We start from the raw sequence: 12,699 nt of genomic DNA, 5'->3' as shown, positions 1-12,699 counted from the left end.
ATGAGCATTTCGTGAGTCTCGGACGCCGTGTTCACCGTCCATTCACTTTCGCCGTAACCTGGCGGTCATTCGACCTGCGAATCATGGAGGCAGACAGACACTGCCTCATCGACTGAATCCCGCTAGGAGAACGAATGACCCAGGTTCTGGCCCCGGAGCGCCACACTGCGCCGCCTGCCGTCGGCCGCAGCAACGACCGCCTCTGGCATCTGGCCTTCGGTGGGCTGCTGGCGATCACTCTCATCGCCTTCACCCTGTGGTCCTTCGACTTCGTGGGCCGGGACGCTCCTCGCATGGTGCTCGTCACCACGGTCATCTTCGGCGCCTTCATGGCGTTCAACATCGGCGGCAACGATGTCGCCAACGCCTTCGGCACCTCCGTCGGCGCCGGCACGCTGACGATGAAGCAGGCACTGCTCGTGGCCGCGATTTTCGAGGTCAGCGGCGCCCTGCTGGCCGGCGGGAATGTCACCGACACGGTCAAGAGCGGCATCGTCGACCTCAGCGGGGTGGCGATCAATCCGATGGACTTCGCCTTCATCATGATGGCGGCCCTCCTCGGCGCCGCGGTGTGGCTGCTCGTGGCGACTCGGATGGGCTGGCCGGTGTCGACGACGCACTCGATCATTGGCGGCATCATCGGCGCGTCTCTGACGATCGGCTTCGTCACCGGCACCGGCGGACTCGCCATGGTGCAGTGGTCCGAGGTCGGTCAGATCGCGATCTCCTGGGTGCTGTCCCCCGCCCTCGGTGGGCTCGCAGCGTTCGTCATCTACGGGCTGATCAAGAAGTACGTGCTCGGCACGTCACTGTCGCACACGCTCAAGCCGCATATGCTCGCCCCGGTCTCCGCAGCCGAGGGATCCGTCGACGCACAGATCGACACCGCCACCGAGGATGCCCCCACCGGCGAAGGATCGATCGGCACCCATTCGGCTCTGCAGCGGTGGGTTCCCCTCATCGCTGCCGCCGGCGCGGTCATCATCACTGCGATGCTGCTGTTCAAGGGCCTGAAGAACCTCGACATGAGCGTGACCACGGTCGGCGGCCTGCTCATCATGGCGATGATCGGCGCGGCCGTGTGGCTGGCCGTGTTCGTCTTCGCCAAGACCCTGCGCAAGCAGACGGTTCCCCGTGCCACCTACATCCTGTTCTCCTGGATGCAGGTGTTCACCGCCTCCGCATTCGCCTTCAGCCACGGGTCGAACGACATCGCCAACGCCGTCGGCCCCTTCGCCGCCGTCCTCGATGTGCTCCGCACCGACAGCATCAGCGGCGAGACGACTGTGCCGTTTGCGGCCATGCTCACCTGCGGCATCGCACTCATCGTCGGTCTCTGGTTCATCGGCCGCAAGGTCATCGCCACCGTCGGCACGAAACTCACCGAGATCCACCCGGCTTCCGGATTCGCCGCGGAGCTCGCTGCCGCGGGAATCGTCATGGCCGCCTCGGTGAGTGGTCTGCCTGTGTCGTCGACGCATATCCTCATCGGTGCGATCATCGGCGTCGGTCTGGTCAACCGTTCGGCGAACTGGAAGCTCATGAAGCCGATCGCGCTGGCATGGATCATCACTCTTCCGGCCGCCGCGGCCATCGGTTCGATCGGCGTCATCACCCTGCGCACCATGATGGGCTGACCCACTGACACGAACGCTCCACGAGCGTTCCCCGGACCGCGTGCGCGTCATCGTGTTGAACGGATCCGCCCCTCCGCCCCGCCGGCTTCCGCGCGAAGTCGGCGGGGCGTTTTTCGTCCGAACCCTGGTGCCGGCAAAGCTCCCTGTGCTATCTTGTTCCGCATGGGAACATTGAACAGCGGCGCAATGACTGCGCCTTGCTTCTTTATTCGTCACCGCAGCGCCTGACAGCGCGCCTGACGAATTCTTCTCCGATCGGCTGACCGAGGACGGTCACCCCGATCACCTCTGCAAGCGCGTTGTCCTCCCGGAGAGCCCTCGGCATCCGGGCGATGCAGCAATCGGCTGATCCCTTCCCGATCCCCTGACCACTGCGATCATCACTGATCGACCAGGTCATCGCGGATCGATCTGACTCACCATCATTGCGCTGCCTCGGGTGCCTCCATCTGATTCTTGGAGCACATCCCATTGCGATCCCACACACCACGACACCATTCGACACGCAGACAGTCCCATTCGCGCTCGGCCCCAAGGTCTATTCACGGCGGGCGGCATGAACTCGGCCAGAACTTTCTGCGTTCGCCCACCACCATCGACACGATTGCGAGCCTGGCTCGTTCCACCTCCGGACCGATCATGGAGATCGGTCCCGGTGACGGAGCAGTCACCGCCGAGCTCTACCGGCTCGGGCGGGAACTCACACTCGTCGAACTCGACGAAACGAGGTTGGATCACCTTGAAGACACGTACCCGCGGGCTGAGGTCCGGCACGCCGACATCCTGACCACTCGGCTCGACCGGCCGGTCATCGTCGGCAATCTGCCGTTCCACCTCACCACTCCCATCCTCCGCAAACTGCTGCATTCCGGGCGCTGGCAGCGGGCGATCCTGCTCACGCAATGGGAAGTGGCCCGCAAACGCGCAGGAATCGGCGGATCGACCATGATGACCGCACAGTGGACCCCATAGTTCGACTTCCGCCTCGTCACTCGCGTTCCCGCCGACGCGTTCACCCCGAAGCCCAGCGTCGATGGCGGCATCCTCACCATCGATCGCTGTCCCACCGGATCGCTTCCAGACAATGCTCGATCCGATTATCAACAGTTCGTCCGTTCGGTCTTCACCGGTCGCGGGCGAGGAATGAAAGGAATCCTCTCGAAGATGAGCATCACCGATCATCGCACTCTGCAATCGACCATGGACCGCAACGACATCAGAGGAGACACCTTGCCCAAAGACCTCACCCCCGACCAGTGGGCCGGACTGTTCACCGAACTGTCCGCCGAAACAGATCAGACGAATGCGAAGAAGGGAAAGACCATGCGACACAACAAAGGAAACAAGAAACCCATCACCGAGGCGGCCCCGCAGACACCGTTGATCACCGGGGAGATGCCCATCGTCGGCGCCAAACCGGCGGCCGAGAAGCTGCAGGCTTCCATCCCGGGCACCGACCCGAAGGCGAAGAGCCATGACAAGGGTCATCTGCAGGCCGAACGCGGTTTCATGAATCAGCACCAGAAACCGCAGCAGCCCCAGCCGAGGTGGAACCTGCCGCGCAGGTGAGTCTCCAGTGCCCCGGTCCGACGTTTCCCCGTCGGACCGGGGCGCTGTCCGACCCGTGCGCCTCCAGGCCGATGCGCCGACGGGCCCGGGCACCGGCGCGGCTCCTCCGTCTTCTCCGGAAGTTCATCTTCGCCGACTGTCGGCGCTCGTAGACTGAAAACAGCAGGTCCACGCAGTGCGCATTCGGTCGAGAGGTCAGCCGGAATGGACAAGGAACACGGCACTCACATCAGACGCTTCATCAATGGGTGGTGTCCTGGCTGCGAAGAGAGCAGCAGCCTGACACCGGGTCGACTCAACTCCGACGGAACCATCGAATTCCGCACCTGTGTCGACTGCGGGGAAACCGTCGAGGACCACGATCCCCGATTCTGGTCATCGGCCGCCGACGCCGATGAAGAAGGACTCGTCTAGATCCTTCCTCGGCCGGCCACGGAGATCACCAGCGCAAAGCTCGTGTCAGACCCTCCGTCTACACTGAAATCACGTTCGCGAGCTGTGGCCATCGGTACCTGGCCGGCCACACGGCAACCCGTCATCGACCGGGTGCCCCAGGGGAAGAACGGGCCCGCGCCGACCGCTCGGGCAAGCTTCGATCCGGGCCTCTGCGCCCGAGAAGGACGGTTTGCCATGTCCGCAGACTTCAACGACTCCGCCGACTTCCACAACGACTCCGCCAAACGCCGCAGGGCTTCCGAACAGTGGCCGGGCTTCGAACCCGAGGAGGCCCTGCGCTGGTCGAAGGTCCTCCTCCACCACTCCCCAGACCCGCAACGTGCCGCCATCAAAGCTCAGATGAGTTCGGCGATCTCCCGCGGCATCCCGATCGCCGGACCCGATTGGGTGCGCACCGCCGAATCCGCACGCCTCGATGGCTTCAATCCGGTTCTCTACCAGACACTCTTCGAAAGCCTGCGCACCATTCCGAAGACGGCTTTCCGATCCCACCCGGGACACCGGCAGGCAACATTCAAGAACTACCTGCCCGGCACCCCATATGAATCGGAACTGTGGAGCGACTGGCCGAAGCTCTTCCTCACCGACGGATTCGACACCCGAACGGCGACGACCCTGACACTTCTGCGCGCCGAACCGAAGTTCCCACGGCCGCGAAGCAACAGCTGAGCAAGGGCTCTCTGACCTCACCGAAACCAACTACCCGAACCGGTCGGATCAGTCGAACCACCCCGGCAATGCTCTTTTCCTGCCGAATGCCTATCGTGTCCAAGCCTTCAGCCGAATTGCCGGCCCGCTTCGTAGACCTTGACGCTGCCATCCGGGGTCCCCCTGAGAAGCAGATAGAAGTAATACTGATCGCCGCCTCCGGTCTGCGGCGTCGTCACCCCGCAGACAGTGTCGCCTGGCCGGATCTCGTCCTGAGAAGACAGGTACGACATCGACTTGCCGTTCGCGAAGAAGTACTCTCCACCACCGTAGTCGGCATCGTCATACGGCTGAATGAGCTCGCAGGTATCGACCTTCACGCCTTTGGGGAAATGCTCGGATCGGACCGTCGGCGGGTTCGACGTCTGACCGTCACCGAGGATGTCATCGAGCGATGACATCATTTCGGGAGTCGCCGAACGTTCCGCCTCTGTGTCGTCCCCGGCGGCGACCGCCTCGGCGAATTTCTGCACCTCCTCCAACTCCGGGGTACGGACGTCACCGGAGGGCATGTGGTAGACGGTGTCCTGATGGGCGAAGGACTTCCCGTCCCAGCGGTAGAGGATATCGGCACTCGCGGACTTTCCGCATGCTGTGCATCCCTCGTCACCGAAGACGCCGATGCCGCCGACGTCGATCCCCAGATACTGCCCCATCGGGCTGACCGAGTTGAAGTACGGTTTGGGCACATATCCGGAGATATCGGCCGCGTTGCCGCGATCCTCGACGTCATCCCAGAGTTCGACGGAGTCGAGCAGGTTGAGATCCTCATCGTAGATCCCGATCGACGGGTAGATATACGTGCCGCCGCCGTTGCAGCTGAACTCGACGGCGGTCAGGGCCTTGTCACCCATACGAGACGTCGTGAACCCTTCCATGGTGATGCCGGAATAGTGTCCATCATCGCCGCTGGCCTCACCGTCGGAGAACTCCACCTCGTGCTCGGGCTTCGGATCCAGCGGGCCGTCACCAAGATAGTAGTCGTCGTAGGCGAGACCGAATTCCACGCAACCCGGCGGCGTCGACAGCTTCGCGTTCTTGAACGCGTCCGCACCCGGGAACTGTGCAACTGCGCCGCCATCGGAGCCGCCGTTGTAGCCTGGGTCGGCCTTGACGGTGTCGACGTCGCTGGAATCGGTGAAGTCGAAGACCTCGAGAACGCCGTCGGACATGACCAGCAGATGGCCACCGGAGACAGTGAAGCTGTCGAGTTCAACATCGACTCGCCACAGCTCCTGACCCGAGTCAACGGCGAGACCGTGCACACCGGCATTGTCGGCGATGACGAGCACATCGTCCTCGATCGTCCAGTTCGGTCGCAGGCGAGGCTCGCCGAGGCCGGATGCTGTCGCCGCCTTCTCATTCAGTTCGGATTTCCACAGCACCGAGTCGGCATCGACTGCGATGACTGCCTGACCGTCCGAGACCACCCAAGGTCCGTCGTCGCCGGCACCGACCATCCGCACGGTCGCCTCGGCATCGACGCTGACGTCGGAATATGTGCCACCAGACGGTGTCTTGAGGCTTCCGTCGTTGTTGACGGTGATCGGCACGGCCTCCGTGGCCGGGTCCTTCACCTCGGCGACATCCGTGTCGCCGTCTTCCGAGTCGGCTGAGGATCCGTCTGACTTCGAACCATTCGCGCCGTCGCCGGGGCTGAAAGTGACTTCTCCGTCTTTCAGCCGGATCGAGCGGTCCCCGCAGGTCACAGAGTCTGCCGACCACTGGCAGTCCACGGGAGTGCCCTCAAGCTTCGGGTCGGAGCTCTTCGCGCCGTCGTCGGCAGAATCGTCGTCGGCCCGTTCTCCGTCGTCGATGGCATCATCGGCTTCTGGCGCCTTCACGTCGGCGTGCGGAACCGGTGCCATCCACGCCGGCTGCAGAGTCGCCTCGTGGAGAGCCATGATCACCGACTGTCGAGGGCCGACGACACGGACGAGCTGCTGGTCATCATCTGCGTCATCGTCTGCCTGCAACTGGGCCAGCTGCGCATTGCGGCCGACATCGGCGAGATCGACGGCTGCCTTCTGACTAGGCGCCCGATCGAAGTCGGAGCCGGAAAGGAATCGCGCGCCGAAGAATCCGCCGGTCACCGCGAGGACGAGGACGAGTCCCGCACCGATTCCCAGCAGCCATTTCCGATTGTCGTGGCTCCCCTTCTGCGGTGAGGTCGAGCCCTGCGGCGAGGGAGAGGCGCCCGTGGGCCCAGCCGATCCATGGTGGTAGGCAGGGTGATGCACTGGGTTCTGCCGCCAGCCCGAGGTCCAGCCTCGTCGCGCGAGCGCTTCCTGGACGGCCGGATCCGGATTGGCGGCAAGCCAGTCGAGCAGATCCGGATAGGCGTTCGGATGGGCAGCGATGTCAGCGAGCAGGTCCGGTCGGGTCGCCGCGATCCTCTGGAGTTCAGAGGCGGAGGCATCTGCGGAGCGAACGATGTCGAGGTCGGGGTCTTTCCCGGGACCGAAACTCTTTCCCATACAACAGATGTTATCAATGGAAACAATTGGGGGATCCTGCTTTGCCGCAATACTTCATCAACACGAGAATGCTTTGCCCGCGATGTACAGACGGACCCATTGACCTCTTCCGCGGGGCCCGATTTGGCAGCCCTGGCCGAAATCCGACTCGGTCAACTCGCCTAGGAAGCCGCGCGCAGATACACGGCCGCGGCGAGCGCGGAAGCGATCGTCTCCCGCTTCCCTCCGATGTCCACGGTCACCTCTTCATCGGTGCGGTCGACGACGTCGAGCGCGACACCGGGAAGCACACCCGCCTCGGCAAGCTTGCCCAAGATCCGCGGATCGGCGTCGGAGACCCTCAGCACCTCGTAGTGACCGGCGGCCGCCTCGGCGAGAAGGGTCGGAATATGGGAATCGACGGCACCGTCGGCACCCGGGATCGGATCGCCATGCGGGTCGGACGTCGGGTGGCCGAGGAACGCATCGATGCGGTCGATGAGCCGATCCGAGGCCGCATGCTCGAGGATCTCAGCCTCGTCGTGGACCTCGTCCCAGCCGTAGCCGAGCGACTTCACGAGGAACGTCTCGAGCAGCCGGTGCCGACGCACCATCGACAATGCGATCGCCTTTCCCCGCTCGGTGAGCACCGGCGGCTTATATGGAACTCGAGTGATGAGGCCGAGCTCGTCGAGACGCTTGAGGACCTCGGTGACATTGGCTTTCGTCGTGCCGAATCGGTTCGCGAGTTCGGTGGCCGTCATCGGGTCACCGCCCCATTCCTGGGCCGACCAGATGGCTTTGAGGTAGTCCTGACTGACCTCGGAGACTTCACCTGCGCGCATGACCCCAGTATCCCATGGACGCATCGTCCCACTCGGCACTTCATCCGAAGTGAGCGGTCTGGCAAAGATGTTCCCAAACGATTACCTGCGCCCCCTCCCCTCGCCGAGGCGGCCCTGCCAGAATCACATTCATGACCTCCCATTCCCTCCCTTACGGCACGGCTGCTCAGCCGTCGGGCCTCGTCCGCGGACTCGGTCGTGCGTTCGGCGGCGGACTCATCATCTGCGCTCTCGCCGTGACTGTGTTCACCCTGACCAGCCACGGGATCGGGCTGCGCAGCGACGACGATGTCCTACCCGCTGAGGCTCCGACCTACCTCATCGGCATGCTGGCCGGGCTGGCGTGCGCTGCTCCGATCCTGCCGTTCACGAGCGGTCTGCGCACTCAGCGCTTCACTGTGATCTTTCCCGGCACGGTACTCATCGGCCTGCTCGCAGCCGTGACCGCTGTCATCTGCGCCGCGGCGAGCAGCCAACTCGGATCTGTCGGAACTGTATGGGCCGCTCTCGACGCGTCAGCACTCGCCGTTCTCACCATCGCAGCGGTCGTCAGTGCAGCGGCCGCCCTCGGATTCGCCATCACCGTCCCCACCGCGGCGGACCATCGGAGCACTCTCGCCTCCCTTGGGCTCCTCGCACTCTTTGTCGCAGCCGTTGCAGGCATGCTCGGCCTCGGCACCCTCCTCGAAACAACTCCCACCGGGCCGGCGGCGCTCCTATCCGTGCTCGGCTGTGCGCTGACGGCTCTCCTGCTCTTCGCCTCTCGCCGGCGGGCGGACTCCCACAGACACGATGCACCCGCACCGTGCCATCAGTCTTCGGGGGGAACCACACCGCGACCCACTTCTGACCGAAGCGGTCAGTCGCCTCGGCGAGGTGGACCTCGACGGACCGCTGCCCTGCCTATCCACGCGACCGCCCTGACTGGACTGTTCCCGCCCGGCGAGATCGAATTCGCTCGCCTGTCCAGCCTGCCTCCCTTCGACACCGACTTCCTCATCCTCACCGACCTGCGGATCATGCGAGTGCGCACCGATGCCGACGGTGCCGTCGCCCAGCTCTCCCAGGCGACGCCGTGGCAGGTCGCAGCAGTCCGCGCAGAGGAATTCCGCGGACGCGCAACCGTGACCGTGGAGCTGCACGTCGGATCGTCGATGCGATTGGAGGAGACCACTCCCGCCGAGGCGCAGCGTTTCGTCGACACTCTCAACGGGGTGGCCGCCCACTCCCGAGCCTGACGCGACCGGCCCTGCCGCTTAGTCAACTTCCTGAAAAGAGGGGGTGCTGAATTTGTGAGAAACCTCCACCCGTAGAATGGATCGGGCCCATTTTCGGGCCCTGTCCCTTTTTGTCTACCGGAGGTCGATGCGTGCAGGATCCGAACGAAGAGAAGTTGAAGCGCCCAGTCGTCGAACGCGAACGATTCGGCGGTACCGACCGGGCAACGAGAATCAGCAGGGACGTCGACCCCGAGAAGCGCGCTCCGATCGACAGCACGGAGATGAGCAAGGGCCCGGAGGAGCTCTCCGACGAACGGGGCTCCCGGGTCAACTGGCGAGTCTTCATCGTCGCCTCCCTCATCATTCTCGCGTTCTCCGTGTGGGCGATGATGATGCCCGACTCGGCTCAGTCGACGATGAAGACCGTCGTGGACTGGATCGCGGAGAATCTCGGCTGGTTCTATGTCGTCACCGTCACCGTCGTCATCGGCTTCGTCCTCTGGGTGGCACTGTCCAAGGAGGGCAGCGTCAGGCTCGGCCCGGACCACTCCCGCCCGCAGTACAACCTCTTCACTTGGGTCGCGATGCTCTTCGCCGCAGGCGTCGGCATCGACATGCTCTTCTACTCGGTGACCGGACCGATCACCCAGTACCTCCACCCGGTCAACGCCTCCCCCGAATCGGCGGCAGCCGCTCAGGACGCCGTCGTGTGGACGATGTTCCACTACGGCATCGCCGGCTGGTCGATGTACTCGCTGCTGGGCATGGCGATGGGGTACTTCGCCTACCGCTGGGGCATGCCGCTGTCGATCCGCGCGGTCCTCTATCCGCTGCTGGGCAAGCGTGTGCGCGGAACCACCGGTGACGTCATCGACATCTTCGCCCTCGTCGGCACCGTCTTCGGCGTGGCCACCTCGATGGGCATCGGCGTCGTCCTGCTCAACGTCGGATTCGCCACTCTCTTCGGCCTCGAACAGGGCCTGGCCCTGCAGATCGCGCTGGTCATCGTGGCCGTGGTCATGACTGTCGCCGCCTGCACCTCGGGCGTGGACAAGGGCATCCGCCTCGTCTCCGAGCTCAACCTCTGGTCGTGTGCGGCGATGATGCTCTACATCCTCGTCACCGGCAAGACCGCCTTCCTGCTCAACGCCATGGTCGAGAACATCGGCCGCTTCATCTTCACCCTGCCCGAACGCACGCTGTCGACGTTCGCCTATGTCGACGGCGGCTCCGAATGGATGGGCGGCTGGACCCTGTTCTTCTGGGCCTTCTGGCTCGCCTGGGGTCCTTTCGTCGGACTCTTCCTCGCCCGCATCTCCCGCGGTCGCACCCTGCGTGAGTTCGTCATCGCCGCAATCACCGCACCCGTCATCTGTGACTTCATCATCGTCACGATCTTCGGCAACTCGGCCCTGTCCGAGGTGTTCAACGGCAACGACGAGTTCGCGCAGACAGCCATCGCCTCCCCGGAACAGGGCTGGTACGACCTGCTTGAGATGTTCCCGGGAGCGACGTTCCTCATCGGCCTGGCCACTCTGTCCGGCCTGCTCTTCTACCTCACGAGCGCGAACTCCGGCGCCATGGTGATGTCGAACTTCTCCTCCTCGATTCCCAATCCGGAAGAGGACGGAGCCAAGTGGCTGCGCATCTTCTGGGCCTTGGTCACGGCGGTGCTCACGATCGCCATGCTCGTCGCCGGCGGCGTGACCACGATGGAGTACGCGACGTTGATCTTCGCCCTGCCGGTGACGATCATCGCCTATCTCGTCATGGCCTCGTTCTCGAAGGTTCTGCGCATGGAGCGCGCCGAACGCGAGGGCCGGATCCGTCGTCGCCGCACCACGGCCGCCCACGGCGGGCGCGCTCCGGAGAAGACCTGGCGTCAGCGACTGGCGACCCTGCGGTCCTACCCGACGAAGAAATCCGTCGAACGCTTCGTCGCCGAGGTGGTCGGACCGTCCCTGGACGCCGTGGCCAAGGAGTTCCGCGAACTCGGCTACACCGTCGAGCACATCCAGGCCCTCGACGAAGACACCGGCATCACGACGAATACGATCAATGTCGACATGGGCGAGCAGCGCGACTTCCACTATGAGGCCGCGGCCGTCGAAGCGAATGTGCCGTCGTTCGGTGCCCGCAATGCCCCGCGCGGCGACGACAAGTACCTGCGCATCGAGGTCTTCACGCAGACCGGTTCGGAAGGCTACGACCTCATGGGGCTGAGCTCGCAGCAGATCATCGATGACGTGCTCGACCGGTACGAGAACCACCTGTCGTTCCTCGCCTATTCGCACGAGCACTCCTACCAGTCGGTCGTCACCCCTCCCACACCGCCGACCACGGATTCGATTCCGGCGGTGCCCAAGGACCCCGACGACGTCGAAGAGCTCGAAGAGCCGAAGCACTGAGCGAAACCCCTCGCCGAGGCGGCCGTGCCCACCCGTGCACAGCCGCCTCGGTGACGGGGTGAGCACAGCGACCGAAGGAGCGGTGACCGATACGGTCACCGCTCCTTCTGCGTCGGGACGGGGAATCTGACCGGGGACCGCTCGAATGTGTCAGGACCACTACCGTCACACCATCGGTGCCGACCTCGTCGGTGACACAATCGAATCATGGAGTTGAAGAATCCGACCATCGGCAAGATCGTCGTCTTCGGTCTGCTCATTGCCGGCATCGCACTCATCGCCTTCACGTCGACAAATGCAGGAGTCGCATCGAAGCACAGCCCCGACGACTTCGGCGGCGACCCGTATTTGGCACCGTCCATAATTCTCGGACTTCTCCTTGCCCTGAATGCGGTCGCAATCGCGGCGATGGCCATCGCCAGCGGAGACGATCATCCCGACCGCGCCGAGGCGGACCCGCACACTCCGCGGCAACCGAAGTCGATCACCCGGTTCGTCCACGCTCCGCTTCCGCGAGTCCTCCTAGTCGGTCCGATCTGGTCGGTCTGCTCTTTGGTGGCACTGTTCATCGGGCATACGTATGCCGCGGACCCGGGCATGCCCGGAACTGTGTGGGGAGACCTCATCGGCAACCCGCTGTCCGCCCTGTCCATCGTGTTCCTCTGCTGCGCGACGGCGAACATGTCCTTCGCCTGGTCGTCTCTGGCCGAAGCCTTCTACCAAGATCATCGCCGGGTCTCTCTCACGATTCTCACCTGCGGGCTCGGTCTGGGATGTCTGACGGCCGGTCTCTTCGGCTTCTTCGGACTCGCCGCACTTCCAACAGTCATCGCGTTTCTGCTCGGGTTGATCTGTCTGATCCTTTCGACGGCCCTTCTCATCCTGCTCAGATGGTGGGCGATCAGGCGAGTCGACCGTTACGACTCCGGCGAACGGCAGCCTGCTGGAAGCCGACGGGGATTCGGTCGAACCCGTCAACCGCCCGAGGACGCCCTGCAGCCGGGAGAGCGGGTCCTCACCAGCTACCTCGGCGAGGCGCCGAATGCCCGTGCAAACGGCGGCACCGCCGACCCGCAGATGCTGGTGCTGACTGACCGGCGGATCTTTCGTGCCTCGGTCCTCGCGCCGGGGCGCACGTTCGTCCTCGAACAGGCCGAACCCGGTCAGTTGAATGGGGGCGCATCGGAACTTCATACCGACCTAGTGGTCACCACGGTCCTGTTCAACGGTCGGCAGCCAATGAGCGTCATGGGTGGAACCGCGGAGGCATCCGGTCGCTTCGCGGAAGCGGTCACCATCCTCGCGCGGACGGGGCGCCTTCCTCACTGATCCGACGCGCCACTCCACATTCTCCCGTGACTCCGAGGCAACGGATCCGGAACATCGTCACTCCCCGGGTT

Annotated in this window: 8 protein-coding genes, 1 pseudogene and 1 riboswitch; of the genes and pseudogenes, 7 read left to right on the top strand and 2 right to left on the bottom strand. The window is 64.1% G+C overall.

Going from position 1 to position 12,699, the window contains the following annotated elements; translation table 11 throughout:
- The first annotated feature begins 134 nt into the window (after positions 1–134).
- The 4 genes and pseudogenes from LJ362_RS01410 to LJ362_RS01395 all read left to right on the top strand — a co-directional run bounded on the left by LJ362_RS01410 (position 135) and on the right by LJ362_RS01395 (position 4,331).
- Positions 135–1,637, top strand: coding sequence for an inorganic phosphate transporter (locus LJ362_RS01410; RefSeq protein ID WP_264800391.1), 1,503 nt, complete (start codon positions 135–137; stop codon positions 1,635–1,637).
- Between the two features lie 540 nt (positions 1,638–2,177).
- Positions 2,178–2,909: pseudogene (gene erm, locus LJ362_RS01405) on the top strand (23S ribosomal RNA methyltransferase Erm); the annotation flags it as partial.
- Between the two features lie 501 nt (positions 2,910–3,410).
- The gene (locus LJ362_RS01400) at positions 3,411–3,620 is read left to right on the top strand and encodes a hypothetical protein (protein WP_139469426.1); all 210 of its coding nucleotides are present in this window, start codon (positions 3,411–3,413) and stop codon (positions 3,618–3,620) included.
- Positions 3,621–3,693: 73 nt separating this feature from the next.
- Positions 3,694–3,804, top strand: a riboswitch (SAM riboswitch).
- Positions 3,805–3,836: 32 nt separating this feature from the next.
- A complete protein-coding gene (locus tag LJ362_RS01395; protein ID WP_264800390.1) occupies positions 3,837–4,331 on the top strand; it encodes a hypothetical protein in 495 nt (164 codons plus the stop codon).
- 107 nt (positions 4,332–4,438) lie between these two features.
- Here LJ362_RS01395 and LJ362_RS01390 read toward each other — a convergent pair whose 3' ends face one another.
- A complete protein-coding gene (locus LJ362_RS01390) occupies positions 4,439–6,847 on the bottom strand; it encodes a PQQ-like beta-propeller repeat protein (protein WP_264800389.1) in 2,409 nt (802 codons plus the stop codon).
- Between the two features lie 161 nt (positions 6,848–7,008).
- Positions 7,009–7,671, bottom strand: a complete 663-nt coding sequence (locus LJ362_RS01385) for a metal-dependent transcriptional regulator (protein WP_264800388.1) — start codon at positions 7,669–7,671, stop codon at positions 7,009–7,011.
- A 131-nt stretch (positions 7,672–7,802) separates the two neighbouring features.
- On the opposite strand from LJ362_RS01385, the gene LJ362_RS01380 reads away from it, so the two are divergent.
- From LJ362_RS01380 to LJ362_RS01370, 3 genes are all read left to right on the top strand, one after another.
- On the top strand, positions 7,803–8,909 hold the full coding sequence (locus LJ362_RS01380; protein WP_264800387.1) for a hypothetical protein: 1,107 nt from the start codon (positions 7,803–7,805) through the stop codon (positions 8,907–8,909).
- A gap of 131 nt (positions 8,910–9,040) precedes the next feature.
- On the top strand, positions 9,041–11,299 hold the full coding sequence (gene betT, locus LJ362_RS01375) for a choline BCCT transporter BetT (protein WP_264800386.1): 2,259 nt from the start codon (positions 9,041–9,043) through the stop codon (positions 11,297–11,299).
- 207 nt (positions 11,300–11,506) lie between these two features.
- Positions 11,507–12,628, top strand: coding sequence for a hypothetical protein (locus LJ362_RS01370; protein ID WP_264800385.1), 1,122 nt, complete (start codon positions 11,507–11,509; stop codon positions 12,626–12,628).
- Positions 12,629–12,699 lie beyond the last annotated feature (71 nt).

It is taken from the genome of Brevibacterium sp. JSBI002 (assembly GCF_026013965.1).
GTDB lineage: Bacteria > Actinomycetota > Actinomycetes > Actinomycetales > Brevibacteriaceae > Brevibacterium.
Note: the sequence above shows the minus strand (reverse complement) of the source record. Positions and strands in the feature narration are given on the sequence as shown.

What these genes read in the sequence shown, in the direction of transcription:
- LJ362_RS01410 (WP_264800391.1), top strand. Translation starts at nt 135, where the DNA reads ATGACCCAGGTTCTGGCCCCGGAGCGCCACACTGCGCCGCCTGCCGTC.
- LJ362_RS01400 (WP_139469426.1), top strand. Translation starts at nt 3,411, where the DNA reads ATGGACAAGGAACACGGCACTCACATCAGACGCTTCATCAATGGGTGG.
- LJ362_RS01395 (WP_264800390.1), top strand. Translation starts at nt 3,837, where the DNA reads ATGTCCGCAGACTTCAACGACTCCGCCGACTTCCACAACGACTCCGCC.
- LJ362_RS01390 (WP_264800389.1), bottom strand. Translation starts at nt 6,847, where the DNA reads ATGGGAAAGAGTTTCGGTCCCGGGAAAGACCCCGACCTCGACATCGTT.
- LJ362_RS01385 (WP_264800388.1), bottom strand. Translation starts at nt 7,671, where the DNA reads ATGCGCGCAGGTGAAGTCTCCGAGGTCAGTCAGGACTACCTCAAAGCC.
- LJ362_RS01380 (WP_264800387.1), top strand. Translation starts at nt 7,803, where the DNA reads ATGACCTCCCATTCCCTCCCTTACGGCACGGCTGCTCAGCCGTCGGGC.
- LJ362_RS01370 (WP_264800385.1), top strand. Translation starts at nt 11,507, where the DNA reads ATGGAGTTGAAGAATCCGACCATCGGCAAGATCGTCGTCTTCGGTCTG.